The organism is Pseudobutyrivibrio sp. YE44, assembly GCF_900104335.1.
GTDB lineage: Bacteria > Bacillota > Clostridia > Lachnospirales > Lachnospiraceae > Pseudobutyrivibrio.
Genome location: NZ_FMXT01000007.1, coordinates 79,395 through 105,399 on the forward strand (window position 1 = coordinate 79,395; position 26,005 = coordinate 105,399).

Here is a 26,005-nt window from a genome sequence, read left to right on the forward strand (position 1 = left end):
CCTCCTTTCCATGCCCCTTTTTTCAAGGGTTGTGGTCAACTTATATTTGAACATTCTAAAAACGTCCGCTTAACAGTATAGCGACCGTATGCAAGAATGTCAATAACTTTTTTATTATCTTTTTACTTATCTCTCCAAATAATTCTTCCCTTAGAAAGATCATATGGACTCATTTCGATTGTAACCTTATCACCAGGTAAGATACGAATGTAGTTCTGTCTTAACTTACCACTGATATGTGCAAGTATCTGGTGACCATTTTCAAGCTCAACCTTAAACATTGCATTTGGAAGCTTTTCTACTACAACTCCCTCTACTTCAATAACATCTGCCTTAGACATCTTCGTTCCTCCTATTATAAACCTTAAGAATTCTTTTAATCTTTATATCATTCAGCGCTTTCTCTGAGTTATACTCAGCAAGCACATTAGATGGAATATTTTTAATAAGCTGCAAATGAATCTTTTTCTTTTTCTTCGGCTTTGCAATGGTCTTTGTAGTTCCATTTGCTATCATAAAGAAATCTTCAGACTCACCGACTATTACGTAAACTTGATTTCTATCATGTCCTGCTTTGGAAGTAGCAAGCATTAAATCCATTTATTTCCCTCCGGGTTTAGAAGCTCCGATGGAGTAAGTGTTAATATCTCAGGAGCTCCGTCTGTAATAACAATTGTATTCTCATAATGAGCTGACAATGACTCGTCCATGGTAACAACTGTCCATTCATCATCAAGCCAAGCTACATCTGGGGTGCCAGCGTTAATCATAGGTTCAACAGCAAGTGTCATTCCCTTTAATAACTTAGGTCCCTTTCTGAATTTACGTCTAAAGTTTGGAATCTCTGGTGCCTCATGAAGTGATTTGCCAATTCCATGACCAACTAAATCTCTAACAACACCATAACCAAAGCTTTCTGCGTAATCACCAATTGCTCCTGATATATCATATAAATGATTGCCAGCAACAGCATATTTCATACCTTGGAAAAATGACTGCCTTGTTCTTTCTATAAGAAGTCTTGCTTCTTCAGAAATCTCTCCGACACCTACTGTTCTGGCTGCGTCAGAATGATAACCCTTATATAAAACTCCAGTATCAAGACTAACAATGTCTCCGTTTACAAGGATGTGATCATCAGAAGGTATTCCGTGAACAACCTCATCATTTACAGAAACACAAACGCTACCTGGATATCCATACAAGCCCTTAAAGTTTGGCTCACATCCAAAGCTACGAATAAGTTCCTCACCAAGCTTATCCACTTCAAGAGTAGACATGCCTTCATGAATCTCCTTTGCAAAAGTCTCATGAACCTGAGCAAGAATCTTTCCAGCTTCTCGCATTAATTGAATTTCTTCATCAGTTTTAATAGTTATAACTTCTGACATCTTAAGCTCCTAAAATAGCTGTGATATCCTCAAATACCTTTTCCATTGGCTGTGTACCATCAACAGACTTAAGGATGCCCTTACCATTATAGTAATCAATAAGTGGCTGTGTCTGATCATGATATACATCAAGTCTCTTCTTAACTGTCTCTGGCTTGTCGTCATCTCTTAAAACAAGCTCGTTACCACATGAATCACAAACGCCTTCCTTCTTTGGTGGAATAGATACGATGTGATATGTAGCACCACAGTTAAGGCAAGCTCTACGTCCTGACATTCTGTTGATAATATTCTCATCTGGAACATCTACATCGATTGCATAGTCCATAGACTGACCAATCTTTGTAAGAGCTGCATCAAGTGCTTCTGCCTGTGGAATAGTTCTTGGGAATCCATCTAATACAAATCCATTTTTTGCATCATCCTGTGCAATACGGTCCATTACAAGATCACATGTAAGTTCATCTGGAACAAGCAAACCCTGATCCATGTATTCCTTTGCCTTTTTTCCAAGTTCTGTACCGTTTTTAATGTTAGCACGGAATATATCACCTGTAGAAATGTGAGGTATTGAGTACTTTGAGGCAATCTGCTTTGCCTGTGTTCCTTTGCCTGCACCAGGTGCACCTAACATAATAATCTTCATTATTCTAAACCCTCCTGCATAGATGTTTAATATTTTTTCTCAAAAAACACCTTAAGAGATACGCAGAAACCCACGTATCTCCCTTGGTATCCTAATGACTATTAGTCATTTAAAAATCCTTTGTAATTACGTACCATCATCTGTGATTCAACCTGCTTAAGTGTTTCAACGATAACACCAACAATAATGATGATTGATGTTCCACCGAATGAAACGCTTGCGCCAAGCAAACCGTTAAAGATGATTGGAAGCAATGCTACGATTGCAAGACCAACTGCACCAATGAAGATTATGTGCTGTAAGATACCTGTAAGGTAATCTGATGTTGGCTTACCTGGTCTGATACCTGGAATAAATCCACCTGATCTCTTGAGATTTTCAGCAATCTCAAGTGGATTGAAGGTGATTTCTGTATAGAAATATGCAAATCCAATAATAAGGAGAATATAAACTACTGCTCCAATAGAATTTACAGGATCACCAAGCTTAAACCAGTTTGACTGATTCATAGCATTTAATACTTTACCCCAGAATCCTTGAACACCGTTCTTTGCGAACAACTGTACAAGCATTATAGGAGTCTGAAGAAGGGACTGTGCGAAGATTACTGGAATAACGCCTGCTGTATTAACCTTCATAGGAATTACAGAAGAGTTACCACCAACCTGTCTTCTTCCCTGAATCTTGTTGGAATACTGTACTGGGATACGTCTCTCAGCGCTCTGTAAGATAACAACAAATACTACAAGAGCAACAATAATAAGTGCAATAATAACACCTGCAAGTGTTGCCTTTGGAATTGTCTTACCCTTCATGAACTGCTCATAAAGCTTTGTTAAATCAGATGGGATACGGCTGATGATATTAATAGTAAGAACTATTGAAATACCATTACCAATACCCTTTTCTGTGATACGCTCACCAATCCACATAAGGACTGCCGAACCAGCTGTAAGAGCTGCAACAACAAGGATTACATACCATGCGTTGAAAGCTACTAAATATCCGCTTTTGCCGAAACCAATTGCCATAGCAATTGACTCACCAAGAGCTAATCCAACAGTAAGATAACGAGTAATTTTCGTCATCTTCTTTCTGCCCGCCTCACCATCACGCTGCATTTCTTCTAACTTAGGAAATGCAATTGTAAGCAACTGCATAATGATAGAAGATGTGATGTATGGTGTAATGTTCAGCGCGAAAACTGACATTGATGAAAAAGAACCACCAGTGATTGAATCGAAAAAGTTCAATGCACTGTCACTATCCGCGAAGAGACTGCTAAAGGCACTGCCATTGATGCCAGGCACTGGAAGCAAGCTTCCAAGTCTGACAACAATAAGCATTAAAAATGTAAAACCAATTCGTCTTCTTAAATCTTTAATTTTAAAAGCATCGCGTAGTGTTTGAAGCATTAGATCACCTCTACAGTTCCGCCTAAAGCTTCAATCTTTTCCTTTGCGCTAGCGCTGAATGCATTAGCCTGAACGTTGAGCTTCTTTGTAAGCTCTCCGCCACCAAGGATCTTAACGCCATCGCGAGGGTTCTTAATGATACCACTCTCGATAAGTGTATCAACAGTTACAGTAGCACCATTATCAAATCTCTCTAAATAAGAAACATTGATACCAACGATTTCCTTTGTATTTCTGTTCTTGAAACCACGCTTAGGAAGACGTCTGTATAAAGGCATCTGTCCACCTTCGAATCCAAGTCTAATGCTTCCGCCAGAACGAGCCTTCTGTCCCTTATGACCCTTACCAGCAGTCTTGCCATTTCCTGAACCGTGACCACGGCCTCTTCTGAAATTATCGCTGTGCTTTGAGCCTTCTGCTGGCTGTAAGTTAGATAAATCCATTATGGCACCTCCTTCTATTAAATTTCTTCAACTTTTACTAAGTGATTGACCATTCTAAGCATTCCGCGAACGCTGTCGTTGTCAGGAAGCTCAACAGTCTTATTGACCTTTCTAAGGCCAAGTGCTTCTACAGTCTTCTTGTTCTTAGGAACAGCACCGATTGTAGACTTTACGAGTGTTACTCTTAACTTCTTCTCTGCCATTTTAACTTTCCTCCTTAAGCAAGAATGTCTTCAACCTTCTTGCCACGAGCCTTAGCTACTTCCTCAGGTGACTTAAGAAGCTTAAGTCCTTCGATAGTAGCAAGAACAACGTTCTGCTTATTTGATGATCCAAGTGACTTTGTACGGATGTTTCCGATACCTGCAAGCTCACATACGGCACGTGCTGGACCACCAGCGATGATACCAGTACCTTCTGGAGCCTTCTTAAGAAGTACAGAAGCGCCTGTGTGCTTACCCTGAATGTCGTGTGTAATACTGTGGTTGTCATCAAGCTTAACTGTGATGAGCTTCTTCATAGCATCTTCCTTACCCTTGCGGATAGCTTCTGGAATTTCAGCTGCCTTGCCAAGTCCAGCGCCAACGTGTCCGTTCTTATCGCCTACTACAACAAGAGCTGTGAAACGCATGTTACGTCCACCCTTAACAACCTTTGTTACACGCTTAATTTCTACAACCTGCTCAGTTAATTCTAACTGGCTAGCGTCAATGATTTCACGTTTCATGTGTTCTCCTCCTAGAATTCTAATCCAGCTTCTCTAGCTGCGTCTGCAAGAGCTGCAACCTTGCCGGCATAAATGTAACCACCTCTGTCGAATACGACTTCCTTGATTCCCTTTTCCTGTGCCTTCTTTGCAATAACTGTACCAAGCTTTGAAGCAGCTTCTACGTTATTTGTCTTAGCAAGGTCTGTCTTAACGTCTGCGTCAAGAGTAGATGCTGAAACGAGTGTATTTCCGCATGTATCATCAATAACCTGAACATACATGTGATTGTTGCTTCTGAACACTGCTAAACGAGGTCTTTCTGCAGTACCGGCTAGAGTGTTACGAAGTCTTCTATGCTTTGTCTGGCGAACTACTGATCTAGATTTCTTACTTACCATTTTACATTCACTCCTTTACTATTTCTTACCGGTCTTACCGACTTTACGTCTAATAACTTCATCAGCGTACTTAATACCCTTACCCTTATATGGCTCAGGTCTTCTCTTATCTCTGATGTTGGCAGCATACTGACCAACCTTTTCCTTGTCGATACCCTTGATGATAATTTTATTTCCGTCAACTGTTGACTCGATACCCTCTGGATCTTCCATCTCAACTGGGTGTGAGTAACCAAGGTTAAGAGTAAGCTTCTTACCAGCCTTCTGTGCTCTGTAACCTACACCGTTAACTTCAAGAGTCTTCTCATAGCCTGTTGTAACACCAACAACCATGTTGTTGATAAGTGTTCTTGTAAGACCATGTAAAGACTTCATTTTCTTTAAATCATTAGGTCTAGTAACAACAACTTCTGCACCCTCAAGCTTAATATCCATCTCTGATGGAAGTGTTCTCTCAAGAGTACCCTTAGGACCTTTTACAGTCACATGATTATTTTCTGCAATCTCAACTGTAACGCCAGCTGGAACTGCGATTGGCATTCTTCCTATACGTGACATGCCCGTACCTCCTTAAATATAAACTGTATGTCCGGCTTCTATAACCGGGTTATACTTTTAGGTAATTAGTTACTTATTGTTTGGAATTGATTACCAAACATATGCAAGAACTTCGCCACCAACCTGAAGCTTACGAGCTTCCTTATCTGTGATGATGCCCTTGTTTGTAGAAAGGATAGCGATACCAAGACCACCTAAAACGTATGGGATATCGTCCTTACCTGCGTAAATACGAAGACCTGGCTTAGAAATTCTCTTAATACCAGAAATAATCTTCTCGTTCTTGTTTGCACCGTACTTTAATGTAACACGGATATCCTTGAAGTTACCATTATCAACGATGTCATACTTTGTGATAAATCCTTCATCAACAAGAATGTCTGCAATTGCAACCTTCATCTTTGATGCAGGAACATCTACTGTATCATGTTTTGCAGTATTTGCATTACGGATTCTTGTAAGCATATCTGCTATTGGATCACTCATTGTCATGATGCAATTTCCTCCTAATTATCAATCTGTGCTCGCTTAAATTACCATGAAGCTTTCTTAACGCCAGGAATCTGTCCCTTGTAAGCTAACTCACGGAAACATACTCTACAAATACCATACTTTCTAAGGTATGCATGTGGACGACCGCAGATTTTGCAGCGGCTGTACTCTTGTGTAGAGAACTTAGCTGGGCGCTGCTGCTTAACTTTCATTGACTTCTTTGCCATAACTTTCCTCCTATGCTTCCTTAGCGAAAGGCATATTGAATAAACGAAGTAATTCTCTAGCCTCTTCATCTGTCTTAGCTGTAGTTACAAAGATGATATCCATACCACGAGTCTTGTCGATCTTATCGTACTCGATCTCAGGGAAGATAATCTGCTCCTTGATACCAAGTGCATAGTTACCTCTACCATCGAAGGAATTAGGATTTACACCTCTAAAGTCACGTACACGTGGGAGTGCAAGATTGATGAGACGATCTGCGAACTCGTACATCTTCTCTCCACGAAGTGTAGTCTTACAACCAATTGCCATACCTTCACGAATCTTGAAGTTAGCAACTGAGTTCTTTGCCTTTGTTGTAACTGCCTTCTGGCCTGTAATCATTTCCATATCCTTGACTGCAGACTCAAGAAGCTTAGCATTGTCCTTTGCTTCGCCAACACCCATGTTGACAACGATCTTTTCGATCTTAGGAACTTCCATAATATTCTTGTATCCAAACTTCTCTACCATTGCTGGTACGATCTCATTAAGATACTGATCTTTTAATCTACTCAACGAACTGTTCTCCTTTCTTCAATTAGTCAATCACTTCGCCAGTCTTCTTTGCGAAACGAACTTTCTTATCGCCGTCCATCTTGAAGCCAACGCGTGTAGGCTGACCGTTATGAAGTAACATAACATTTGAAGCATCGATAGGAGCTTCCTGCTCGATGATACCGCCTGCCTGATTAGCCATGCTAGGCTTAACATGACGCTTAACCATGTTTACACCTTCAACTGTAACGGTGTTATTCTTCTTATCTACTGCGATAACCTTACCTTCGTTGTTAACATCGCCACCAGCGATGACACGAACAGTATCGCCCTTTTTAATTTTCATTGTTGCCATTCGTTCTTCCTCCTACAATACTTCTGGAGCGAGAGAAACAATCTTCATGAACTGCTTCTCACGAAGCTCTCTAGCTACAGGTCCAAAAATACGAGTTCCTCTTGGAGTCTTGTCATCTTTGATGATGACTGCAGCATTTTCATCAAACTTGATATAAGAACCATCTTTACGACGGGCACCCTTTACTGAACGAACAACTACTGCCTTAACAACGTCACCCTTCTTAACAACGCCACCTGGTGTTGCATCTTTAACGGTAGCAGTAATTACGTCGCCAATGTTGGCATATCTTCTTGTAGATCCACCCATAACACGGATAACAAGGATTTCCTTGGCACCTGTATTATCAGCTACCTTTAATCTACTTTCCTGTTGTACCATTATAGTAGCCTCCTTTAATTATTTTGCTCTCTCGATTACTTCAACGAGTCTCCATCTCTTATCCTTAGAGAGTGGTCTTGTCTCCATAACCTTAACTGTATCACCGATGTGAGCATCGCCGTTCTCATCGTGTGCCTTAAGCTTATATGTCTTCTTAACGATCTTGTTGTAAAGTGGATGCTTTACATTGTCACGGATTGCAACAACGATTGTCTTATCCATCTTGTCGCTTACAACAACACCTGTACGTGTTTTTCTTAAGTTTCTTTCCACGTTTGTAATCTCCTTTCAAATAATTAAGATTCTAGTTAATTAAGCATTCTTCTCAGCTTCTGTGATAACAGTCTGAATACGTGCAATGTTACGACGAACTTCACGGATTCTTGCTGTGTTATCTAACTGGTTTGTAGCATTCTGGAATCTTAAGTTGAAAAGTTCTTTCTTAGCTTCTACGAGCTGAGCATTAAGCTCTGCTACTGAAGTGTTCTTTAAATCTTCTACGTACTTTGTATTCTTCATTATGCTTCACCGCCTTCTAAATCCTCACGGGAAACTATCTTGCACTTGCAAGGAAGTTTGTGTGTAGCGAGACGAAGTGCTTCTCTAGCAACTTCCTCAGATACTCCTGAGATCTCGAATAATACACGGCCCGGCTTAACAACAGCTACCCAATATTCAAGTGTTCCCTTACCAGAACCCATACGAGTTTCAGCAGGCTTTGCTGTAACTGGCTTGTCTGGGAAAATCTTAATCCAAACCTTACCACCACGCTTGATGTAACGTGTCATAGCGATACGAGCTGCCTCGATCTGATTAGACTTGATCCAAGCTGGCTCCATTGCAACGATACCATACTCACCGTATGCAATCTTATTTCCTCTTGAAGCTTTACCAGCCATGTTTCCACGGAACTGCTTTCTATGCTTCGCTCTCTTTGGCATTAACATATTATTCGGCTCCTCCTTCCACATTCTTCTTCTTTGAAGGAAGTACTTCACCCTTATAGATCCATACCTTTACACCAACCTTACCATAAGTAGTGTCAGCCTCAGCGAATCCATAATCAATATCAGCACGGAGTGTCTGAAGTGGAATAGTACCTTCATTGTAAGACTCTGAACGAGCCATATCAGCACCACCAAGACGACCTGAACAGCTTGTCTTGATACCCTTGATGCCTGTCTTCATTGCACGACCCATGCAAGACTTCATAGCTCTACGGAATGATACACGGTTCTCAAGCTGACCTGCGATGTTCTCAGCAACAAGCTGTGCATCACGATCTGGTCTCTTGATTTCCTTGATATCAACAACAAGCTTATCGCTTGTCTGCTTCTGGAGCTCAGTCTTGATCTTGTCGATCTCAGCGCCGCCCTTACCGATAACAACACCAGGCTTTGCTGTGTAAACAGTAACCTTTACTCTACCAGCAGCACGCTCGATTTCAATCTTTGAAACGCCTGCAGCGTAAAGCTTCTTCTTAAGAAATTTTCTGATATTATAGTCTTCAACTAAGTAATCTGAGAAATTCTCTCCCTCAGCAAACCACTTAGAATCCCAGTCCTTAATAACACCGACTCTTAAGCCATGAGGATTAACTTTCTGTCCCATGTTTTGCCTCCTTAATTTTTCTGATCAAGCACGATTGTGAGGTGGCTCATTCTCTTTTCGATTCTGTAAGCTCTACCCTGTGCTCTTGGTCTGATTCTCTTCATTGTAGGTCCCTTGTTTGCATAGCACTCAGCTACTACGAGGTCCTTACGATCTAAGCCGTTATTGTTCTCAGCGTTTGCAATAGCAGACTTAAGTAATTTTTCTATAACACTTGAAGCGTATCTTGGATTGTACATTACGATAGCAAGAGCTGTATCAACATCCTTACCACGAATGGCATCAAGTACGAAACAAGCCTTCTGAACTGACATTCTAGCATAAGATAACTTTGCTGAAGGTCTTGTATCCTTTACTTCGTTTCTCTCACGTTTAATTTGAGATCTATGTCCCTTAGCCATGATTAAAACTCCTTTCTGTTAATTAGCGTACCTTTGACTTCTTTTCGTCCTTACCGTGACCTCTGTAGGTTCTAGTAGCAACGAACTCACCAAGCTTGTGTCCAACCATATCTTCTGTAACATATACTGGAACATGCTTTCTACCGTCATGTACTGCAATTGTATGTCCAACCATCTGTGGGAAGATTGTAGAACGACGTGACCATGTCTTGATAACTGACTTGTCGCCGCTAGCGTTCATAGCATCAACCTTCTTTAATAAGCTTGCATCAGCAAATGGTCCTTTTTTTAATGAACGTGCCATGTGTATCCTCCTTATTTGATAGCTCTACCATCGCGTCTTCTTACGATGAGCTTGTTAGACTGCTTGTGCTTCTTTCTTGTCTTGAGACCAAGAGCTGGCTTGCCCCAAGGTGTACATGGACCTGGACGTCCGATAGGAGCGCGGCCCTCACCACCACCGTGTGGATGGTCATTAGGGTTCATAACAGAACCACGAACTGTAGGTCTGATACCCATGTGTCTCTTACGACCAGCTTTACCAATCTTAACAAGGTTGTGATCACCGTTACCGATTACACCGATAGATGCGCGGCAGTTAAGAGGTACCATTCTCATTTCGCCTGAAGGAAGACGAAGTGTTGCATACTTTCCTTCTTTAGCCATGAGCTGAGCTGAGTTACCAGCTGAACGAACGAGCTGTCCGCCACGACCTGGATAAAGCTCAATATTGTGAATAAGAGTACCAACTGGAATCTTCTCAAGTGGTAAGCAGTTACCAACTCTAACTTCAGCGTCAGCACCGTTCATAACTGTCATGCCGTCTGTAAGACCAGCTGGAGCAAGGATGTAAGCCTTCTCGCCGTCTGCGTAGCAGATAAGAGCGATGTTAGCTGTTCTGTTTGGATCGTACTCGATACCGATAACCTTTGCAGGAATTCCATCCTTATTTCTCTTGAAATCGATAAGTCTATATTTCTGTCTGTTACCGCCACCCTGATGTCTAACGGTAATCTTACCCTGATTGTTACGACCAGCGTGCTTCTTAAGTGAAACAAGAAGTGCCTTCTCTGGAGACTTCTTTGTAATCTCAGAGAAATCAGAACCAGTCATATTTCTTCTCGAAGGTGTATATGGGTTATATGTCTTAATTCCCATTTCTGTTCTCCTTTCAAAAACTCGTTTATTATCGCGCTCGACTGCGCATACATTAATTAATAGCTATATTTTAAAGACCTGAGAAAATCTCGATATCTTTGCTATCAGCTGTAAGCTGAACGATAGCCTTCTTTGTCTTTGCTGTCTTTCCGTAAGTCATTCCACGTCTCTTTGTCTTGCCATCAGCGTTCATTGTGTTAACTGAAGCAACCTTAACTCCGTCGAACATCTTCTCAACAGCTTCCTTAATCATTGTCTTGTTAGCTTCTGGATGAACAAGGAATGTGTATTTCTTCTCAGCCATAGCGTTCATAGACTTCTCTGTGATTACAGGCTTAAGGATTACGTCATAGTACTGTACGTTTGCCATTATGCATACACCTCCTGAATCTGATCAACAGCAGCCTTTGTTACAACTACTGTGTTGTACTTAAGGATGTCATATACGTTGATTGTGTTTGTAAGAGCTGTCTTAACTGTAGGAATGTTCTTTGCAGACATAACTACGTTCTGATCGTTTGTATCAAGAACTACGAGAGCCTTCTCAACGTTAAGGTTTGTTAATACCTTTGCGAAATCCTTTGTCTTAATAGAATCAAGCTTAAGCTCGTCAACAACGATGAACTTGTTCTCGTTAACTGCAGAAGTGAGAACTGACTTAAGAGCTGCTCTCTTTTCCTTCTTGTTAAGCTTGAATGAATAATCTCTTGGTGTTGGAGCGAATACTACGCCACCACCTGTCCACTGTGGAGATCTTGTAGAACCCTGTCTTGCATGACCTGTTCCCTTCTGTCTCCAAGGTTTTCTACCACCACCTGAAACCTCAGAACGTGTCTTAGCCTTCTGTGTTCCCTGGCGGTTATTTGCAAGCTGCTGGACAACTGCCATGTGAACTAAGTGCTCGTTGATCTCAACTGCGAAGATGCTGTCGTTAAGATCCATGGTACCAACTTCTTTGCCTTCCATATTGTATACGGATACTTTAGCCATCGCTAAGTTCCTCCTTTCCTATCGTAAGATTACTTTCCTGCTTTAACTGACTCTTTGATTGTTACAAGAGACTTCTTTGGTCCTGGAACAGCACCCTTTACTAAAAGCAGATTGTTTTCAACGTCAACACGTACAATCTCAAGATTCTGGATTGTAACTCTTGTTCCGCCCATCTGACCAGGCATTCCCTTGCCCTTGAATACACGGCTAGGTGATGAACAAGCACCGTTTGAACCCTGATGTCTGTGGAACTTAGAACCGTGAGCCATAGGTCCTCTGTGCTGACCTAATCTCTTGATAGCACCCTGGAATCCCTTGCCCTTTGATGTTGCTGTAGCGTCAACCTTGTCGCCAGCCTCAAAGATATCAGCCTTGATTTCCTGAGCGAGTGCGTAATCTGCACAATTATCAAATCTGAACTCTCTAACAAATCTCTTTGGCTCAACACCAGCCTTGTCGAAGTGACCCTTCTCTGGCTTGTTTACGCCATTGCGATGAATGATTTCTTTGCGTCCGTTAGCATCCTTATTAACAAGCTTAACCTTCTTGTCGATAAAGCCTACCTGAACTGCATCGTAACCGTCGTTCTCTACTGTCTTGATCTGTGTAACAACACATGGACCAGCAGAAAGTACAGTTACAGGAATAAGCTCGCCGCCTTCATTGAAGACCTGAGTCATTCCGACCTTTGTAGCTAAAATAGCTTTCTTCATTTTTCTTACCTCCATTTTCTACAGCGGAACGCTTCATGCCCAACCTATTATTAATCGGGGTAGCGGAACCGTTCATCCTAGAACAGTGTCATATAAGTGGAACAAGATAAGAAATATCTTTGTTGCTTCTATATAAAACCATCTTGGATGTTTACATGATTAAAATGAACTCAATTACTTGTTCTTGATGCTGATTTCAACACCTGCTGGCATCTCTAACTTAGAAAGTGCTTCAACAGTCTTCTGTGTTGGATCGATGACATCAATCAATCTCTTATGAGTTCTCTGCTCGAACTGCTCACGAGAGTCCTTGTACTTATGTACGGCTCTAAGAATTGTAACAACTTCCTTCTTTGTTGGAAGAGGTACTGGACCACTAACCTGTGCTCCGTTCTTCTTAACAGTCTCGATGATTTTCTTGGCAGATGAATCTACTAACTCATGATCATAAGCCTTGAGTGTGATTCTCATAACTTGATTTGCCATAAAAAAAGTCTCCTCCTTTTTCGTTTTTCTGATTTCTGAGAAAAATCGAACAAGTGGCGACTGTACACTTACCCGTGTGTATCATGGTTTAAAACTCAAAGTTCGAACCAAGTTCTCACACGTCGTCTCCGCGAATGCGGACGGTTTTCTGTTGTACAGTGACTTGTCGTCAGTTTCCTAACTTGACATTCGCTCCACGGAAAACCAACCTGAGTAACTAGGTTGCAACCTCACGCTTCATAGCTATCATGTCACAGCAAGTAATAATATACACGGCAAATGGGATATCTGCAAGAGAAAAATAAAAATAATTGTATTTTTTCAAGAACAATTCAAAACCACACCAAAATATAGTGGTTTATAAAGAATTTATAACTAGAAGTCATTGAAGATTAATAATCTTTAAGTATAATAATCAAGGCAACCAAATTTGTAAAGGACATATTATATATTATATAGAAAGGATAGTTACTATTCACAGTATCTTACTCTTCATTCATAATGGAAGTCTTACAGACTTCTTTCTCAGTGCTAAAGCACTTAACATTATTCATGAAGAGTAAGCCACTGATTCCAGTGCATAAATAAATAGAAATTATTCTCTTACAAGCAAGCTTGACAAGAATACTTTCTATTTATTTATAACTGTGAATAGTAACATTAGTAAATCATATGCAAGTAGCAAATAATTGGAAAGATTACGAAATAATAGATTGCAGCTCTGGTGAGAAGCTGGAGCGTTGGGGAGAGTACGTACTTCTTCGTCCAGATCCACAGGTTATCTGGAATACAAAGAAAAGCTCTCCTTATTATAAGAAGCTAAACGCTCACTATCATCGTTCAAACAAGGGAGGCGGCGAGTGGGAGTTCTTTGACCTTCCAGAGCAGTGGACCATCAGCTATCCTATCTGCGACAAGAAGCTCACATTTAATTTGAAGCCTTTCGCTTTTAAGCACACAGGTCTCTTCCCTGAGCAGGCTGTAAACTGGGATTGGTTTTCTTCTATTATAAATAAGGAAATCAAAGAGAAGAATCGTCCAGTAAAGGTGCTTAACCTTTTTGCATATACAGGCGGCGCTACTCTTGCTGCGGCTGCAGCTGGCGCACAGGTCACTCATGTGGATGCATCAAAGGGTATGGTTCAGTGGGCAAAGGAGAACGCTGCTTCATCTGGCCTTGCTGATGCGCCTATCAGATGGCTCGTAGATGACTGCCGTAAATTTGTTGAGAGAGAAATCAGACGTGGTAATAAATATGATGGCATCATCATGGATCCTCCTTCATATGGAAGAGGTTCTAAAAATGAGATTTGGAAAATTGAAGACGATATTTTCCCATTCATCGAATTATGCGAGCAGATTCTTTCAGATGATGCATTATTCTTCTTAGTTAACTCATATACAACTGGTCTTCAGCCAGCAGTTCTTAATTATATGATTAGCACTGCTCTTTTAAAGAATCATCCTGGTGAAGTTACAGCTGATGAAATTGGTCTTCCTGTTACAGAGTCTGGCCTTGTGCTTCCATGTGGAGCCAGCGGAAGATGGGTAAGAAAATAACCCGCGATGTACATAAAAAATCACTTACATATTATATAGAAGAAACTCTATAATAATATTCACTATATTATATAGAAGGAATGCAATTATATGAATCAGACAACAATGAATCCTTTGGGTACAGAATCCATTGGAAAACTACTTAGAAAATTCGCAATACCTAGCATCATCGCCATGCTTGTAGGTTCTCTCTACAACATGGTAGATCAGCTCTTCATCGGAAACTTTGTCGGTCCACTTGGAAATGGTGCCACAAACATCCAGTTTCCACTTTCAATTTTAAATGTAAGTATCGCGCTTCTTTGCGGTATCGGTGCAGCTTCCACCTTCAACCTTGCCATGGGTCGTGGCGAGACTGAAAAGGCAGGCTATTATATAGGAAATGCAGTTTCACTTATGCTCATTGGAGGATTAGCTCTCACCTTTATCACCGAGCTTTTCCTCGAGCCAATCCTTATAGGATGTGGTGCCACAGAAAACATTCTTCCATATGCAATGGAATATTCAAAGATTTGTGCACTTGGCTATCCTTTGTTTATTCTGTCTGCCGGTGGTGCTCACATCGTAAGAGCTGACGGCAGCCCAAATATGACAATGGCCATCAACATGACTGGTGCCATTATAAACACAATTTTAGACTTCCTTTTCGTAGCAGTTTTTAAATGGGGCATGACAGGTGCTGCTGTTGCCACAATTATTGGTCAGTATGTTGCCGGTATTATGGTGCTTGTTTACCTTACCAAGTTCAAGACAGTGCCATTACATAAAGAACACTTTATTCCAAATTTTTCAATGATTGAAAACATTACAGCTCTTGGACTCGCACCTTGCATTAATCAGATTGCTATGATGCTTGTTCAGATTGTAATGAACCACGTTATGGGACATTACGGTGCACAGTCAATTTACGGCTCAGATATACCTATCACTTGTGCCGGTATCATCTCAAAGGTAAATGGCATTTGCTTCTCCTTTGTAATTGGTATTTCACAGGGATTGCAGCCAATCATCAGCTTCAACTATGGTGCAAGAAACTTCGACAGAGTTAAGAAGGCTTTCTATTTAGCTCTAAAGTGCGCCGCTGTTATCACCTTTACAAGCTGGGCTTGCTTCCAGTTATTCCCACGCCAGATTGTTTCAATCTTTGGTTCAGGAGATGAGCTTTACTTTGAGTTCTGCGAGAAGTATTTCAGAATCTTCCTCTTCGGAATATTCACAGCCTTCTTCCAGCCGCTGGCTTCCAACTTCTTTACATCAATCGGAAAGCCACAAAAAGGAATCTTCATGTCCCTTACAAGACAGGTACTTTTCCTTGCTCCACTCATTGTGGTATTACCAATGATTTTCGGGTTCAAGGGAGTGCTTTTCGCTGGACCAATTGCGGATGCGTTGTCCTTTGCAATCTGCTTCATACTTGTAAGAATAGAATTCAAACACCCTGAATTCAAAAACTCATAAACAAAAATAGACCAACCCGTTACGGCTACAAGCCTTAGATCTCTCCGCTCAGCTAAAGAAAGCTTCGCTTGAGAGACCTAAGAGCTTGATGCCTACAGGTTGGTCCTTTTAGTTTTCACGCATTTTTACTTACATATGATTTGGTTACGGCCGGTTTCTTTGGCTTCGTACAGGTTGGCGTCGGCGCGCTGCAGAACGGAGTCAACCGACTCGCCAGGTTCCAAGGCTGTCAACCCAAAGCTCATGGTGATTTGACGGTCGGAATCAGGAACCCAGATGGTGCGAACCTGATCCATAATCATGGAAAGCTCTCGACGAGCTATATCAAGCTCTCGCTGCTCGAAGATAAGCAGAAATTCTTCGCCACCCCAACGGGCTGCGCTACCCTTTCCTACCATTCCTTCCTTAAGCTTCTTTGCAACCTCCTTTAACACGTGGTCGCCCATCTCGTGACCGTATGTATCATTAACCTTTTTGAAGAAATCAATATCCGCAATACATATACAGTATTTGATTCCCATTTCCACAGCCTTAACCCTAACATCCTCCAGCTTTCTATCTGCAAAACGACGATTGTACAAAGCTGTAAGAGGGTCATATTCAACCAAGGTCTTTATAGCTCGAGCCATTCGCTTACCATCGTTGGCAAGGGATTTAATCTCATCATCCTTAGCTGTGATATCTCGAGGCATTTCCTCATCAAAAACACCATTAGCCAAAGTCTTCATGTAAACGCCCATCTTGGAAATTCGATTGGCAAGCATGCGGTTGAAGTAAACCATGACATAGCCAATTATGAAGGCCGTAATAATACAGGTGGCCAACACTGGAAGAGAATACCAAAGCATCTTCTGTCGTACAGATTCCTGTGAACGGCTAACGGCTATCATACCATTTACGTTGCCCTCATCATCTCGGATAGGCTCATAGTATGCATAGCTTTTAGCATCATAAACCATAACATTGGAATAGAACTTGCTATTCCCTGTCTCTAAAACATCATTCTTAACAATCACAGAAGCATTGGTTCCAATGGCGCGATTTCCATCTGCATCCTTCAAGGTGGTGAGCAATCTCACGTCCTTGTAGAAGATGGTGATCTCGATGTTTAGCTTGCTGGCCAAATCATCAATAAGAGTGGCCTCACCGTTTATGCGCTGCTCGCCCTTATACATCTCCAGCTCACCATCACCATCTGCATCCTCGGCCCAGTATTCCCCAGTGTAGACCGTGTCGAAGACATACATGGCCAAATCAGCATCGCGAATCAGCTCTTCCTTCACCTGGTCGGAATTAGCCTTGTACAGACCGCTGATGCTGACAGCCACCAAAATGATGGTCATAATAATAAGTGGAATCAAAGTTCTCTTAAGAAGTTGATGCTTTAGACTGTTTTTCATTCTAAATAATACCCCTCAATGCTTAACTCAGTTACCTTGTTTGTAATACTATATTCACCTTCTATATTAATCCATCTAATAACCAACTGGCCAATCACATTGCCCTGTTCATCCTTTACCCCAAAAGTCTGATTGATTATCTTGGATGTTTGTTCTGAATCATATCCATCGCCATTCTTTTCAAGCTTAAGCAATTGATCAATGGCCTCGCTTAAATCTACTGTTCCAACTATATTTTCATCTACATATATAGGAACCTTATCAATTTCACATTCTAGTATATCATCCTCCGACTCATAATCCCGGTATATGATATACATATTATTATACCCCTCTACGTCGTATTTAGATACATCTGCATTAGCAGAAATATAAAAAGTATCTTTATAGGCGCTGGCAGGTTCGTTTGATTTTGAGTATTCCTCCAGCTGCTGCTTTTGCTCTTCTGATAAAGAGGCTATATATCGCATAGGCGATAATCCCACTTCTGTTTCTATCTCAAAGTAAGCACTGTATGCAGCCTCCTTTTCCTCTGGGGATGCCGACTCTCCTTTAGCAAGATACTTTTCGATTATTTTTGCCTGAGAGGTTGTAACCACGCTAGCAACATTTATTCCAGGGACCAGATAAACCAAGTAGCTTCCAACAACCACTATGAATATCCCAAAGAACATAATCTCCTTCTTTTGGATGAGATTAATAATGTAGATTATAAAATATACAATCTCGGCAACAATCAACGCCAATCCAAAGTATCTGCTGTCTGTAAATCCATGCGCTTGAACACGCATTGTAAGACACATGATTTGTAAAACAATGAATGGAAGAAACAACAGCGGCATCACCTTCAAAGGCTTAACCATACTGTCATCACAACATCCCTGGGCCATAGTCCAAACTATAACTCCACCAGAAAACAGGGCTGCCAAAATAGTAAACACCTGATTCGATGGGAAGGTCCAGGTTACAAGGATTTTAATTATATAAATATAGATGATAACGAAAGCTATGGCTGTCAATATCGTAAATACGTAGGACAGTAAAACCTTTGCAAACTTGCCAAGTGGCGCTTCTGTCTTTGAAAGACCAGACACTGCACATGGGAACTGTACCAAAGCAATCAACAATATTTCTATTCTCTCAATCAAATCGATAGCAGATGTATCTATGATAAGTGTGTCGAAGGCCCACAGTATCACTAACGTACCTATAGCGACAATTCCATACACAAGCTCCGCCTTCATGAGCCCACAGAAGGCTTTTGCCAAATAACTTTCAAAGGACTGTCCGCTTCTCTTAAAGAAGTAAAAGATTGTCAGACCAACTATTGTTACCAGCACACAAAATAACACTCTGTTTGACAAGTGAACATAGCTATAGTGGTTATCATCATTTATCCATGGACACAACTCCTTTATAACCAACCAATTCTGTAGAACAGCCAGAAAACCAGCTAGCACTATCAATCCATAAGTTAATAAATTCTTGCCAGCATTCCACTTGTAGCCCTCCTCATCCCTTTTGTAAAGATGAATGGCCTCACATAGAAGAACGCTTAAAGCAGTTCCCGCTAGAGCCCTACTTGCAAAATCAAGGGTATCACCAATAAGTTCTACCTCGTAGTCGCCAAAATGAAACAGACAATTATAATTAATTGCCAAGCATACCATAGCAAGCAAAAAGACTATCATAGAACAGCGATGTTCCCTAATGGCATCCTTAAATATATTCTTTACCTTTTCAATTATCTTCATAAATTATTCTCCTAATTATTAATCCCAGAGATACCAAATATCTTCTTCATCCACAAGCATAGGGATATCATCGAAGATATCCTCCAAATAAATAACCTCTTCATCATTTTCTTCAGAATCTTCATCATCTTCAGAAATGATTTCTATACCTGTATATCTTCCGTCCTTGAGCTGCATTATGACGTAGGTTTCATCTGTACATAACAGCGTCATCTGCGTTCCCGCTGGAAGAGTTTCCTCTTTCCAATCGTCTTCGTCATCGTCTTCAAGACTTTTTCCAACAGGTAAGGTGTAGTCTATTTTTAACTTTACCTTTTCACCTGTCTTGATGATTTTGTTGCCATCATCTATAGATGAATTAGATGCATACATTTCTATTTCATCATTGGTTTTAGGCAAGCCGTCCATTCCTATGAAGAAATTTTCATAGGTGACAGCAGCTCCGAAAACCGTCTGTGTTCTAAAGAGATCGAAGCTTCTGGTATTTGTGATATCTCCATTAAATAGCGAAAACTTGCTATCAAACTCCTTTGGTTCCACCAGACGATTTCCATTTAAATTGAACACGTACATATAGCTGTCGTAACAGAATCTTACCATATTTACCAATAGGAATTTCTGCCCGTTAGCTCTCTCAATTAAATAGGCTCTGTTAATAGGCGTTGCGTCAGGGATTGTAACTTTATCGTCATCAGCTGACAGTGAAAGAGTTGCATGGCCAAGTCCAGCGTTGCTATATTCCAAGGTGTATTCCACTTCGTCAACAGCAAATTGTACACTATCTTTGCCGTGTTCGGGTTCTGTTTTTCCAAAAAGCTTTGTAACTTTATCCTTCGTCGCACCTAACTTATCAAGCACCTCAGCATAGGTATAATTTGCTTCGCCTTCAAGATCCTGCTCAGTTTCAACAATATTAAGCTGCTTTTCCTTATACGTATATACGAATTGTTCTTCATCCATTTGAACTAAAAGTTCTGGAACATTGTCATCATCTATCTTTTGCAAATCATATAGATAACTAGAAGGATTAGTATTGTTCGCTTCAAGCTTGTCTATCAAATCCGCATACGCTGCTTTATAAGACTTGTAATCTTCATCATTGATATTATGTAATAATAGGTAATCCTTTATTCCATCAACAGAATAATCATTACCCACATATTCTTCTGCTGCCTCTGAAAGCGCCACGTCAATCAAATAATAATCTTGGCTTTCGTGAAGAACACCTTCAAATATCAGTGCTCTTTCTTTATCGCCCATTTTGCAGGTCATCAAAATATCTGATACACAGTCTTTGTTATAGTCTGTTACCTCCACATCACATATATCAGATATCTGCATCCACCCATCAGCAGTGTAAAAACCTTGGTCAACTTCTGCAACCTTCTTTCCGTCAGCCGTGATAAACAAATGCGCATCACGACTATCATTACCATAAAAAGCCACGAACCTACATACACCATATGGCTCAAGATTTAAATCAAAAGCTTTCGAGCAGCCCTCCTCCCATAGAAATTCGTTATGGAGAAAGTTGTAGGTTTTTCCGTCCCACTTAAACGACACCTTTCTAGATGGATTCATGATTTTAAAATCGGCATCCTCAGTTTCCAAGACTGGTTCAACAACCACCGCATATGTATCACCTAACTTTTTACCTGACAGAGCCCTGTACTTATCTGGAGTATACTCCTTGGTTTGACGGTTTTCATAAACCTCATCCCAATCAATGTCATCCAGATTGTTAAACTCTATTCCCAGGAAATAGTTATACTCCATATGGGAGAAATCTTCTTCGATTTGCTTTAACTCCTTCTCGGAGAGAGCCAATGAATCTTCTTTTTTTACTGTTTCTTTTTTTGCTCTCTTATCATCATTACTCTGTATATTTGATTTGCAACCACCGGCAAGTACCAACGAAATTGCCAGTGACATGCAAACTGCTTTTTTTACAAAACGCTTCAACATCTATCTCCTCTAGTATTCCAATTACTTTTGCACTTATTATGACAAAAGTCCTATGCCTTTTGCAAATACATCTGCAAATGACATAGGACTATTACTATCTATTACAACTGCAAATTAATTCTCACCAACATACACCGAGCTTCCATCTCTAAGCCCCAGCTCTTCGAGGGTTTTCTCTCCACGAATAAGAGCCACAGGATTTTCGGCACGCATGAAGCATTCATCTGGGTTGTCGATATCTATGCCCAGATTGAAGCCGCTATTCATTCCATAAATAAACTCATTGGCTGTGATATTTACAGGAGTCTCAATATCAACAACTGCTCCGTTGTGATGAAACATCATTACAATTTTTTCTTCCATACTTCGTTTTACTATTCCTTATCTATTTTTTTAATAAAAACCAATACATTACCATCTATACTAGACATTCGTAGATATTATCTGCTTGTTACTTTCACTGATGGTTTTGTCTATAGCCTCAACCTCAACGCTGTTATCAGCTCTTATAGAGAGCATTTGAAGAAGAATGGCCACAGCAATGAATACACTATATATTAAACTCTGGGAAATAAACACTCTATGAACACTTAGGATAATTGATATTTGAGGATAGAACGCGGCTATCATTAGAAATATAATAGGGGTATAAAGTAACACTCGGCTATTCGCCACCGCTTCAGATTTTTTCATCCCCACCTTGTACACATAATAAATAACTAAACAGAATGCCAAAACGCTTGTCAAATGTGGTACTACCACCCTTGCCAAATATGTTCCCGAAGACGCATTCTCCATCAAGTCATAATACATCATGGTGTTTGTGTCATATAAGATGTTAAGCGTCTGGTTTACAATAAAACAGACATAAACTATCAACTTAAATTTATAAGATCTAGCATAAAAGTTTGAATTATTAAACAGTATCCATATTGCAAACGGCAAGCTATATATTATAGTTCCAACCACATATGGGCCAACACCGTAAGTCCGTCCGCCCCATAGATGTGAGGTTATTGCTATTCCAAATGCTACATTCGATGCAACCAGCAACCAAGATACTTTACAGGAATATCCTTGCTCCTCTGCGATAAGTGCAGGCACATACGCCACTGCTAGCGTTACTATAATCATCAATATGGTTATAACCTTGAACATAAAAACCCCTTTATTTCATTTCTGTTTTATACACAACAGAAAAATAATGACCATTAGTCATTATAGCGTATTGTTCACACATTGACCACGGTTTATACACAGTTTTTTAACATTTATTTAACAAATCTAAGGAGCAGTCTCATTGACTGCTCCTATCTGTATCTACTATTTATTTTTTTGTGGCCCTATGCGATTACGAGTATCTCTTTTCTTAGGCTTATCGAATAATCTCCTTTTTCTAACCGTTCCTCGTTTTAAATATTCTATCCTTTTACAGTAAAACTCTAGGAACCTTTCATTTTCTTCAGATAATATCTTATTATCTCTAGCTATATTTAAAGCAGCTGTTACCTCATCGTAAATCTCATCAATTTCAAAATCAAAAGTGTTTTCATTTTTATTTTTAAGGTATAAATGATCTAAAAGATATTGCAAACACAATAATTTCTCATCGATGTCACTTTTGCTTAGATTCTCTAACTCTTCAATAAAAAGACCTTTGATTGAATTATTCTCCAAAGCATACTTATAAATACTTGCCATCAGCGCTATATGCTGGACTGGTCCACCGATGTTCTTATCCTCATACTCGTATTTGCCTAAGCCATTCATGATCTGATTTAATTCGTCATGTTCTATGGCATATATCAATGCCTCGTCGTATTTAAAATTATGTCCCACGCTTACGAAACCTTTACAAGTTCTTCTCCCTTTGCTATTTTTCCGCCCATATACTTGTCAACCCAAATGGCAACTTGCTCATATTCCTCAACTGTTGATATGGCAACACCTAGCTTTTCAAGCTGCTCAAGCTTTACAACCTTTAACTCCTCAGTTTTTTCCCGTCCTTGATGTTGCAATATATCATTAAGAGATATCGAACCATTTGAAGGTATGCCGATTATAACAGTATGCTTCACCTCATCTATCGTAATACTGAAGACATCTAGCACCATAACACAGACTTTCTTTTCATTGACACCATTATGATTCTCATTAGAGGTACAGCTCTTTTTGTTTGCAAATTTAAAAAACATTTATAAGTCCACCTTTTTTAGTTTTTATGCGCTCAATACTTTCCTCACAACTTTTGAATCGCAATTATCATGCGGAATCGTTCCATAAGTCACAGCTATAATTCCGCCACAAGAATCCTCATACTTATCCTTAGTCATTTTACCAATAACTCTATAGTCAACATTACAATCATTAGCACTCCCAAATGGAAATGTGCTTTTCACCTGATTATAAATCTTCAACTCTTGCTCAGCATGGCTAACCAACAATTCATTATGTTTTATTCTATCGTTGAGTTCCTTTATCTGACGTTTGATTTTATGCTTTGAAAAGAAAGCTGCAGATTTTAGTGAAGTTTCTAATGTTGTCACCTGAGATAAAAGATTTGCCTTCTCTACTATAAACTTTTCTAACAACAGCCTATATTTCTTATACCTGCTGTCAATTGTAGACTTCAAATCCGTAACGTATTTTTCTGGGTCTGAAAAGGATAAATTTTCTGCCTGATAAAATTTAGTTGCATTCTCACCATCAATCAGTCTAGGAAGCTCCACTGGTTCGAGCACTTCTATCAGTTCTCTAAGAGCTCCCTTCTGCCATACATTCTTATTGTTACAAGAAGGGCAGGAACAATCCAAACCAAATAAAGAATAATCCCCATTAAAAAAATCAAACGCAAGATTATTTTTTTCAAACAAGTCTGTTATAGCTTCCGGCCTATAGGTTTTATCAACAATACTATCTACAGCTTTTCTAACACAAATATCCGCCGCATTACGTTTTTCATTCTCGTTTGAGTCACAGTCAAAATTCACCCCTATATCTAATCGATTTTGGGTGATAATCAGAGCATTACAATAACTGCATCTATATATAAAGTGTACGTTGTATTTATATTTTCCACTACTTGAAGTAATCATATATTACTTAAAATCTCCTGCTTTCATTATGTAATAAAGCGCTTCATTCATAGGTTTGATTGCTTCGTGTTCACGCGCATAATCAACTAAATCAGCATTATTACATACTATTTTAGGAAGGCTTTCCCTCGGTATCCTAGATAATCTTTTTTGGAAAGTATAATCGTAATAATTCCCAGCAACTGCACAAGCTATTTCTATACCAAGCGCTATTATTAATGGAATACTTTCTTCCCATGTTGTACAGCCTATTAAACCACCAAGTGTAAAAAAGGCTAATGGCATACAAATATATGCCAATCCCACGTACCATCTACTTGTTTTTGCCCATATTTCTCTTTTTTTACAATTCTTACATTTTCCATTATTTGAAAGTAATAATGACTCTCTCAATTTTTTAGCATTGTAAACTGGGTCTCTAATAATCCCAAGAGCTGCGTCTTTCCACCTTCTGTTAGTTGTTTCCTCTAGTTCTGCTTTTGCTTTTTCGACTCGCCTTCTTGTCAAATTACTTGTAGTTGACGAAAAGGAAACCTTTAAAACCCCATGTGAGCAATTATACTCTCCGCATTTTGAGCATTTCCAACCCACATCAACATTTACCGTCATCCACGACGTAATATAACTAGTACCCATATTTGTTCCTCTCAATATTTTCCAATGACAATATAATCATGTATTATTATTTTTACACAGCATAACAATAATGACTATTATTCATTATAACGTATCGTTCACATATTAACCACACTTTGTACACATTATTTTAACATTTATTTAACAATCGTACTCGAAGTGCATAAGTGTTCTTGTTTCTCTGATGAAAAACAAGAATCTATACTAAAACTGAAAACGAATTAATTCTTACTGCTTCTAGAACAGGAACACATAGCGATTTATTTAATGAATAACCAGCTTTCTTGATATAGTTCATAAAATACAAACACCGCAATGCTGTACTCTCAGCTTTGCGGTGTTTATTAGCTTAGTAACCAAAGAATGCTAAATTACATGAAAGCTTGGGTTTATGAACGTCGAATATATACGCAAGCCAACCATAGCAACTATTGGAAGAGCCTGAAAAATAAAAAACAACCATAGCAACCATCCATCCTGATAGTTTGCTGCTCTAACGTCATAACCCACTAAACATTTCAAATATAAAACGTCAACTTCAGACCCTACAGGATAATCATCCTCACTTAATCCACTAAGATCATAATACTTTCCCTCATACGTTGTTGTTCTGAATTTCAATTGCAGCATTACAAAGCTGTCTACGCCAAGTATCACCTACAGTCATATCGTAAGCTACGTTTGTATCCTTGCATGCCGTGAATGTAGCTACATGTCCCTGGGTAACTACATTCTCGTCTTCCATGCTGGAGATATCTGCTCTAATAACAGCTATCTCTGCATTACATTGGTTTATTCGACCATATAAATCTGATTTTTCATAGATTAATCCCTATCTTTCTTTTCCAATTCAATTACCCGAGAATGATATAATTGTTCAAAACTAGGATCCCTCGGTATATCATGCGATTGTAATTGCTGCTGATACTGGACCGATATCTCTAATCGTAAATCCATGGGGATGTCAATAATTGAATCATAACTAGTAGGATGTTCATCATCCTCACATCCATATACCATCGCATTTATAGCACTTTCAATCTCATCATTATTATATCTATGAAAATGAATATAACCATAACCAGAGCTGGTACCCCATAAAATATCATTCATTAAATCCGCATCATCAGAAAGCTCCTTATAGCCCTTTACCACACTTTCCTCGTCTGCTGCCAAGTAAGAGATTCCATATTTATTCCAGTTATCTAAAACATGTTTTCCTTCTCCC

At 39.7% G+C, this 26,005-nt stretch carries 40 protein-coding genes; 2 read left to right on the forward strand and 38 right to left on the reverse strand.

The features are described 5' to 3' along the window. Positions 1 to 122 precede the first annotated feature (122 nt). The 26 genes from infA to rpsJ all read right to left on the reverse strand — a co-directional run bounded on the left by infA (position 123) and on the right by rpsJ (position 12,909). Positions 123 to 341, reverse strand: coding sequence for a translation initiation factor IF-1 (gene infA / locus BLR54_RS10710; protein ID WP_015548337.1), 219 nt, complete (start codon positions 339 to 341; stop codon positions 123 to 125). Continuing rightward, positions 334 to 600, reverse strand: coding sequence for a KOW domain-containing RNA-binding protein (locus tag BLR54_RS10715; protein ID WP_090420838.1), 267 nt, complete (start codon positions 598 to 600; stop codon positions 334 to 336). Before BLR54_RS10715 ends, infA begins: the two co-directional genes overlap by 8 nt. Continuing rightward, positions 591 to 1,391, reverse strand: a complete 801-nt coding sequence (map, locus tag BLR54_RS10720) for a type I methionyl aminopeptidase (protein ID WP_090420840.1) — start codon at positions 1,389 to 1,391, stop codon at positions 591 to 593. Before map ends, BLR54_RS10715 begins: the two co-directional genes overlap by 10 nt. Before the next feature lies 1 nt (position 1,392). Next, entirely contained in the window at positions 1,393 to 2,037 is a 645-nt protein-coding gene (locus BLR54_RS10725) for an adenylate kinase (RefSeq protein WP_090420843.1), read from the reverse strand. 101 nt (positions 2,038 to 2,138) lie between these two features. Beyond that, complete coding sequence (secY, locus tag BLR54_RS10730; RefSeq protein WP_090420846.1) at positions 2,139 to 3,452, reverse strand: preprotein translocase subunit SecY; 1,314 nt, start codon at positions 3,450 to 3,452, stop codon at positions 2,139 to 2,141. Beyond that, complete coding sequence (gene rplO, locus BLR54_RS10735; RefSeq protein ID WP_015548342.1) at positions 3,452 to 3,895, reverse strand: 50S ribosomal protein L15; 444 nt, start codon at positions 3,893 to 3,895, stop codon at positions 3,452 to 3,454. The genes secY and rplO overlap by 1 nt, the downstream gene beginning before the upstream one ends. Before the next feature lie 17 nt (positions 3,896 to 3,912). After that, positions 3,913 to 4,098 carry a 50S ribosomal protein L30 gene (rpmD, locus tag BLR54_RS10740; protein ID WP_015548343.1) on the reverse strand — a complete coding sequence of 62 codons (186 nt, stop codon included), beginning with the start codon at positions 4,096 to 4,098 and terminating at the stop codon, positions 3,913 to 3,915. 14 nt (positions 4,099 to 4,112) lie between these two features. After that, positions 4,113 to 4,622 carry a 30S ribosomal protein S5 gene (gene rpsE, locus BLR54_RS10745; protein WP_015548344.1) on the reverse strand — a complete coding sequence of 170 codons (510 nt, stop codon included), beginning with the start codon at positions 4,620 to 4,622 and terminating at the stop codon, positions 4,113 to 4,115. A gap of 11 nt (positions 4,623 to 4,633) precedes the next feature. Further along, complete coding sequence (gene rplR / locus BLR54_RS10750) at positions 4,634 to 5,002, reverse strand: 50S ribosomal protein L18 (protein ID WP_090420849.1); 369 nt, start codon at positions 5,000 to 5,002, stop codon at positions 4,634 to 4,636. Between the two features lie 18 nt (positions 5,003 to 5,020). Then, positions 5,021 to 5,560, reverse strand: coding sequence for a 50S ribosomal protein L6 (gene rplF, locus BLR54_RS10755; protein WP_090420852.1), 540 nt, complete (start codon positions 5,558 to 5,560; stop codon positions 5,021 to 5,023). A 90-nt stretch (positions 5,561 to 5,650) separates the two neighbouring features. After that, complete coding sequence (gene rpsH, locus BLR54_RS10760) at positions 5,651 to 6,052, reverse strand: 30S ribosomal protein S8 (protein WP_028234420.1); 402 nt, start codon at positions 6,050 to 6,052, stop codon at positions 5,651 to 5,653. A gap of 41 nt (positions 6,053 to 6,093) precedes the next feature. Further along, positions 6,094 to 6,279 carry a type Z 30S ribosomal protein S14 gene (locus BLR54_RS10765; RefSeq protein ID WP_090420854.1) on the reverse strand — a complete coding sequence of 62 codons (186 nt, stop codon included), beginning with the start codon at positions 6,277 to 6,279 and terminating at the stop codon, positions 6,094 to 6,096. Positions 6,280 to 6,289: 10 nt separating this feature from the next. Further along, positions 6,290 to 6,835, reverse strand: coding sequence for a 50S ribosomal protein L5 (gene rplE, locus BLR54_RS10770; RefSeq protein ID WP_033153076.1), 546 nt, complete (start codon positions 6,833 to 6,835; stop codon positions 6,290 to 6,292). Positions 6,836 to 6,857: 22 nt separating this feature from the next. Beyond that, positions 6,858 to 7,169 (reverse strand): 50S ribosomal protein L24, encoded by a 312-nt coding sequence (rplX, locus tag BLR54_RS10775; RefSeq protein ID WP_015548349.1) that lies wholly within the window; start codon positions 7,167 to 7,169, stop codon positions 6,858 to 6,860. Between the two features lie 12 nt (positions 7,170 to 7,181). After that, a complete protein-coding gene (gene rplN, locus BLR54_RS10780) occupies positions 7,182 to 7,550 on the reverse strand; it encodes a 50S ribosomal protein L14 (RefSeq protein ID WP_015548350.1) in 369 nt (122 codons plus the stop codon). An 18-nt stretch (positions 7,551 to 7,568) separates the two neighbouring features. Beyond that, positions 7,569 to 7,772 (reverse strand): 30S ribosomal protein S17, encoded by a 204-nt coding sequence (gene rpsQ, locus BLR54_RS10785; protein WP_205467971.1) that lies wholly within the window; start codon positions 7,770 to 7,772, stop codon positions 7,569 to 7,571. A gap of 90 nt (positions 7,773 to 7,862) precedes the next feature. Continuing rightward, positions 7,863 to 8,069 (reverse strand): 50S ribosomal protein L29, encoded by a 207-nt coding sequence (rpmC, locus tag BLR54_RS10790; protein WP_015548351.1) that lies wholly within the window; start codon positions 8,067 to 8,069, stop codon positions 7,863 to 7,865. Continuing rightward, positions 8,069 to 8,497: a 50S ribosomal protein L16 gene (gene rplP, locus BLR54_RS10795; RefSeq protein ID WP_015548352.1), complete on the reverse strand. Its 429-nt coding sequence runs from the start codon at positions 8,495 to 8,497 to the stop codon at positions 8,069 to 8,071. Before rplP ends, rpmC begins: the two co-directional genes overlap by 1 nt. A gap of 1 nt (position 8,498) precedes the next feature. Further along, positions 8,499 to 9,161 (reverse strand): 30S ribosomal protein S3, encoded by a 663-nt coding sequence (gene rpsC / locus BLR54_RS10800; RefSeq protein WP_090420857.1) that lies wholly within the window; start codon positions 9,159 to 9,161, stop codon positions 8,499 to 8,501. A gap of 11 nt (positions 9,162 to 9,172) precedes the next feature. Next, positions 9,173 to 9,562, reverse strand: coding sequence for a 50S ribosomal protein L22 (rplV, locus tag BLR54_RS10805; protein ID WP_090420860.1), 390 nt, complete (start codon positions 9,560 to 9,562; stop codon positions 9,173 to 9,175). 22 nt (positions 9,563 to 9,584) lie between these two features. Further along, complete coding sequence (rpsS, locus tag BLR54_RS10810) at positions 9,585 to 9,866, reverse strand: 30S ribosomal protein S19 (RefSeq protein ID WP_028234427.1); 282 nt, start codon at positions 9,864 to 9,866, stop codon at positions 9,585 to 9,587. Positions 9,867 to 9,877: 11 nt separating this feature from the next. Continuing rightward, entirely contained in the window at positions 9,878 to 10,720 is an 843-nt protein-coding gene (gene rplB, locus BLR54_RS10815) for a 50S ribosomal protein L2 (protein ID WP_090420863.1), read from the reverse strand. Positions 10,721 to 10,790: 70 nt separating this feature from the next. Continuing rightward, a complete protein-coding gene (gene rplW / locus BLR54_RS10820; protein WP_028248325.1) occupies positions 10,791 to 11,090 on the reverse strand; it encodes a 50S ribosomal protein L23 in 300 nt (99 codons plus the stop codon). Continuing rightward, positions 11,090 to 11,710, reverse strand: a complete 621-nt coding sequence (gene rplD, locus BLR54_RS10825; protein ID WP_090420866.1) for a 50S ribosomal protein L4 — start codon at positions 11,708 to 11,710, stop codon at positions 11,090 to 11,092. The genes rplW and rplD overlap by 1 nt, the downstream gene beginning before the upstream one ends. Positions 11,711 to 11,739: 29 nt before the next feature. Continuing rightward, positions 11,740 to 12,423, reverse strand: coding sequence for a 50S ribosomal protein L3 (gene rplC, locus BLR54_RS10830; RefSeq protein ID WP_090420869.1), 684 nt, complete (start codon positions 12,421 to 12,423; stop codon positions 11,740 to 11,742). Positions 12,424 to 12,597: 174 nt separating this feature from the next. After that, positions 12,598 to 12,909 (reverse strand): 30S ribosomal protein S10, encoded by a 312-nt coding sequence (rpsJ, locus tag BLR54_RS10835; protein WP_015548360.1) that lies wholly within the window; start codon positions 12,907 to 12,909, stop codon positions 12,598 to 12,600. A gap of 672 nt (positions 12,910 to 13,581) precedes the next feature. On the opposite strand from rpsJ, the gene BLR54_RS10840 reads away from it, so the two are divergent. Continuing rightward, positions 13,582 to 14,469, forward strand: a complete 888-nt coding sequence (locus tag BLR54_RS10840) for a class I SAM-dependent methyltransferase (protein ID WP_090420872.1) — start codon at positions 13,582 to 13,584, stop codon at positions 14,467 to 14,469. Positions 14,470 to 14,559: 90 nt separating this feature from the next. Beyond that, complete coding sequence (locus BLR54_RS10845) at positions 14,560 to 15,927, forward strand: MATE family efflux transporter (protein WP_090420875.1); 1,368 nt, start codon at positions 14,560 to 14,562, stop codon at positions 15,925 to 15,927. 125 nt (positions 15,928 to 16,052) lie between these two features. On the opposite strand, the gene BLR54_RS10850 is transcribed toward BLR54_RS10845, so the two are convergent. From BLR54_RS10850 to BLR54_RS14980, 12 genes are all read right to left on the reverse strand, one after another. Further along, positions 16,053 to 17,327 (reverse strand): diguanylate cyclase, encoded by a 1,275-nt coding sequence (locus BLR54_RS10850; protein WP_090420878.1) that lies wholly within the window; start codon positions 17,325 to 17,327, stop codon positions 16,053 to 16,055. Further along, positions 17,324 to 19,081: a DUF4153 domain-containing protein gene (locus tag BLR54_RS10855; protein ID WP_090420881.1), complete on the reverse strand. Its 1,758-nt coding sequence runs from the start codon at positions 19,079 to 19,081 to the stop codon at positions 17,324 to 17,326. The genes BLR54_RS10850 and BLR54_RS10855 overlap by 4 nt, the downstream gene beginning before the upstream one ends. 18 nt (positions 19,082 to 19,099) lie before the next feature. Further along, the gene (locus tag BLR54_RS10860) at positions 19,100 to 21,046 is read right to left on the reverse strand and encodes a hypothetical protein (protein WP_090420884.1); all 1,947 of its coding nucleotides are present in this window, start codon (positions 21,044 to 21,046) and stop codon (positions 19,100 to 19,102) included. Positions 21,047 to 21,160: 114 nt separating this feature from the next. Further along, the gene (locus tag BLR54_RS10865; RefSeq protein ID WP_090420887.1) at positions 21,161 to 21,409 is read right to left on the reverse strand and encodes a hypothetical protein; all 249 of its coding nucleotides are present in this window, start codon (positions 21,407 to 21,409) and stop codon (positions 21,161 to 21,163) included. 60 nt (positions 21,410 to 21,469) lie between these two features. Continuing rightward, the gene (locus tag BLR54_RS10870; protein ID WP_090420890.1) at positions 21,470 to 22,204 is read right to left on the reverse strand and encodes a hypothetical protein; all 735 of its coding nucleotides are present in this window, start codon (positions 22,202 to 22,204) and stop codon (positions 21,470 to 21,472) included. A 165-nt stretch (positions 22,205 to 22,369) separates the two neighbouring features. Then, positions 22,370 to 22,885: a hypothetical protein gene (locus BLR54_RS10875; protein ID WP_090420893.1), complete on the reverse strand. Its 516-nt coding sequence runs from the start codon at positions 22,883 to 22,885 to the stop codon at positions 22,370 to 22,372. A gap of 2 nt (positions 22,886 to 22,887) precedes the next feature. Next, entirely contained in the window at positions 22,888 to 23,241 is a 354-nt protein-coding gene (locus tag BLR54_RS10880) for a hypothetical protein (protein ID WP_090420896.1), read from the reverse strand. A 24-nt stretch (positions 23,242 to 23,265) separates the two neighbouring features. After that, positions 23,266 to 24,141 carry a hypothetical protein gene (locus BLR54_RS10885; RefSeq protein ID WP_090420898.1) on the reverse strand — a complete coding sequence of 292 codons (876 nt, stop codon included), beginning with the start codon at positions 24,139 to 24,141 and terminating at the stop codon, positions 23,266 to 23,268. 3 nt (positions 24,142 to 24,144) lie between these two features. Next, on the reverse strand, positions 24,145 to 24,750 hold the full coding sequence (locus BLR54_RS10890; protein ID WP_143008433.1) for a hypothetical protein: 606 nt from the start codon (positions 24,748 to 24,750) through the stop codon (positions 24,145 to 24,147). A 393-nt stretch (positions 24,751 to 25,143) separates the two neighbouring features. Continuing rightward, positions 25,144 to 25,398: a hypothetical protein gene (locus BLR54_RS10895; RefSeq protein WP_090420904.1), complete on the reverse strand. Its 255-nt coding sequence runs from the start codon at positions 25,396 to 25,398 to the stop codon at positions 25,144 to 25,146. Further along, on the reverse strand, positions 25,373 to 25,522 hold the full coding sequence (locus BLR54_RS14975; RefSeq protein WP_176761925.1) for a hypothetical protein: 150 nt from the start codon (positions 25,520 to 25,522) through the stop codon (positions 25,373 to 25,375). Before BLR54_RS14975 ends, BLR54_RS10895 begins: the two co-directional genes overlap by 26 nt. A gap of 80 nt (positions 25,523 to 25,602) precedes the next feature. After that, a partial coding sequence (locus BLR54_RS14980) for a hypothetical protein (RefSeq protein ID WP_176761926.1) occupies positions 25,603 to 26,005 on the reverse strand: 403 nt, incomplete at its 5' end.

What these genes read in the sequence shown, in the direction of transcription:
- infA (WP_015548337.1), bottom strand. Translation starts at nt 341, where the DNA reads ATGTCTAAGGCAGATGTTATTGAAGTAGAGGGAGTTGTAGTAGAAAAG.
- BLR54_RS10715 (WP_090420838.1), bottom strand. Translation starts at nt 600, where the DNA reads ATGGATTTAATGCTTGCTACTTCCAAAGCAGGACATGATAGAAATCAA.
- map (WP_090420840.1), bottom strand. Translation starts at nt 1,391, where the DNA reads ATGTCAGAAGTTATAACTATTAAAACTGATGAAGAAATTCAATTAATG.
- BLR54_RS10725 (WP_090420843.1), bottom strand. Translation starts at nt 2,037, where the DNA reads ATGAAGATTATTATGTTAGGTGCACCTGGTGCAGGCAAAGGAACACAG.
- secY (WP_090420846.1), bottom strand. Translation starts at nt 3,452, where the DNA reads ATGCTTCAAACACTACGCGATGCTTTTAAAATTAAAGATTTAAGAAGA.
- rplO (WP_015548342.1), bottom strand. Translation starts at nt 3,895, where the DNA reads ATGGATTTATCTAACTTACAGCCAGCAGAAGGCTCAAAGCACAGCGAT.
- rpmD (WP_015548343.1), bottom strand. Translation starts at nt 4,098, where the DNA reads ATGGCAGAGAAGAAGTTAAGAGTAACACTCGTAAAGTCTACAATCGGT.
- rpsE (WP_015548344.1), bottom strand. Translation starts at nt 4,622, where the DNA reads ATGAAACGTGAAATCATTGACGCTAGCCAGTTAGAATTAACTGAGCAG.
- rplR (WP_090420849.1), bottom strand. Translation starts at nt 5,002, where the DNA reads ATGGTAAGTAAGAAATCTAGATCAGTAGTTCGCCAGACAAAGCATAGA.
- rplF (WP_090420852.1), bottom strand. Translation starts at nt 5,560, where the DNA reads ATGTCACGTATAGGAAGAATGCCAATCGCAGTTCCAGCTGGCGTTACA.
- rpsH (WP_028234420.1), bottom strand. Translation starts at nt 6,052, where the DNA reads ATGACAATGAGTGATCCAATAGCAGATATGCTTACAAGAATCCGTAAT.
- BLR54_RS10765 (WP_090420854.1), bottom strand. Translation starts at nt 6,279, where the DNA reads ATGGCAAAGAAGTCAATGAAAGTTAAGCAGCAGCGCCCAGCTAAGTTC.
- rplX (WP_015548349.1), bottom strand. Translation starts at nt 7,169, where the DNA reads ATGGCAACAATGAAAATTAAAAAGGGCGATACTGTTCGTGTCATCGCT.
- rplN (WP_015548350.1), bottom strand. Translation starts at nt 7,550, where the DNA reads ATGGTACAACAGGAAAGTAGATTAAAGGTAGCTGATAATACAGGTGCC.
- rpsQ (WP_205467971.1), bottom strand. Translation starts at nt 7,772, where the DNA reads ATGGATAAGACAATCGTTGTTGCAATCCGTGACAATGTAAAGCATCCA.
- rpmC (WP_015548351.1), bottom strand. Translation starts at nt 8,069, where the DNA reads ATGAAGAATACAAAGTACGTAGAAGATTTAAAGAACACTTCAGTAGCA.
- rplP (WP_015548352.1), bottom strand. Translation starts at nt 8,497, where the DNA reads ATGTTAATGCCAAAGAGAGCGAAGCATAGAAAGCAGTTCCGTGGAAAC.
- rpsC (WP_090420857.1), bottom strand. Translation starts at nt 9,161, where the DNA reads ATGGGACAGAAAGTTAATCCTCATGGCTTAAGAGTCGGTGTTATTAAG.
- rplV (WP_090420860.1), bottom strand. Translation starts at nt 9,562, where the DNA reads ATGGCTAAGGGACATAGATCTCAAATTAAACGTGAGAGAAACGAAGTA.
- rpsS (WP_028234427.1), bottom strand. Translation starts at nt 9,866, where the DNA reads ATGGCACGTTCATTAAAAAAAGGACCATTTGCTGATGCAAGCTTATTA.
- rplB (WP_090420863.1), bottom strand. Translation starts at nt 10,720, where the DNA reads ATGGGAATTAAGACATATAACCCATATACACCTTCGAGAAGAAATATG.
- rplW (WP_028248325.1), bottom strand. Translation starts at nt 11,090, where the DNA reads ATGGCAAACGTACAGTACTATGACGTAATCCTTAAGCCTGTAATCACA.
- rplD (WP_090420866.1), bottom strand. Translation starts at nt 11,710, where the DNA reads ATGGCTAAAGTATCCGTATACAATATGGAAGGCAAAGAAGTTGGTACC.
- rplC (WP_090420869.1), bottom strand. Translation starts at nt 12,423, where the DNA reads ATGAAGAAAGCTATTTTAGCTACAAAGGTCGGAATGACTCAGGTCTTC.
- rpsJ (WP_015548360.1), bottom strand. Translation starts at nt 12,909, where the DNA reads ATGGCAAATCAAGTTATGAGAATCACACTCAAGGCTTATGATCATGAG.
- BLR54_RS10840 (WP_090420872.1), top strand. Translation starts at nt 13,582, where the DNA reads ATGCAAGTAGCAAATAATTGGAAAGATTACGAAATAATAGATTGCAGC.
- BLR54_RS10845 (WP_090420875.1), top strand. Translation starts at nt 14,560, where the DNA reads ATGAATCAGACAACAATGAATCCTTTGGGTACAGAATCCATTGGAAAA.
- BLR54_RS10850 (WP_090420878.1), bottom strand. Translation starts at nt 17,327, where the DNA reads ATGAAAAACAGTCTAAAGCATCAACTTCTTAAGAGAACTTTGATTCCA.
- BLR54_RS10855 (WP_090420881.1), bottom strand. Translation starts at nt 19,081, where the DNA reads ATGAAGATAATTGAAAAGGTAAAGAATATATTTAAGGATGCCATTAGG.
- BLR54_RS10860 (WP_090420884.1), bottom strand. Translation starts at nt 21,046, where the DNA reads ATGTTGAAGCGTTTTGTAAAAAAAGCAGTTTGCATGTCACTGGCAATT.
- BLR54_RS10865 (WP_090420887.1), bottom strand. Translation starts at nt 21,409, where the DNA reads ATGGAAGAAAAAATTGTAATGATGTTTCATCACAACGGAGCAGTTGTT.
- BLR54_RS10870 (WP_090420890.1), bottom strand. Translation starts at nt 22,204, where the DNA reads ATGTTCAAGGTTATAACCATATTGATGATTATAGTAACGCTAGCAGTG.
- BLR54_RS10880 (WP_090420896.1), bottom strand. Translation starts at nt 23,241, where the DNA reads ATGTTTTTTAAATTTGCAAACAAAAAGAGCTGTACCTCTAATGAGAAT.
- BLR54_RS10885 (WP_090420898.1), bottom strand. Translation starts at nt 24,141, where the DNA reads ATGATTACTTCAAGTAGTGGAAAATATAAATACAACGTACACTTTATA.
- BLR54_RS10890 (WP_143008433.1), bottom strand. Translation starts at nt 24,750, where the DNA reads ATGACGGTAAATGTTGATGTGGGTTGGAAATGCTCAAAATGCGGAGAG.
- BLR54_RS14975 (WP_176761925.1), bottom strand. Translation starts at nt 25,522, where the DNA reads ATGGAAGACGAGAATGTAGTTACCCAGGGACATGTAGCTACATTCACG.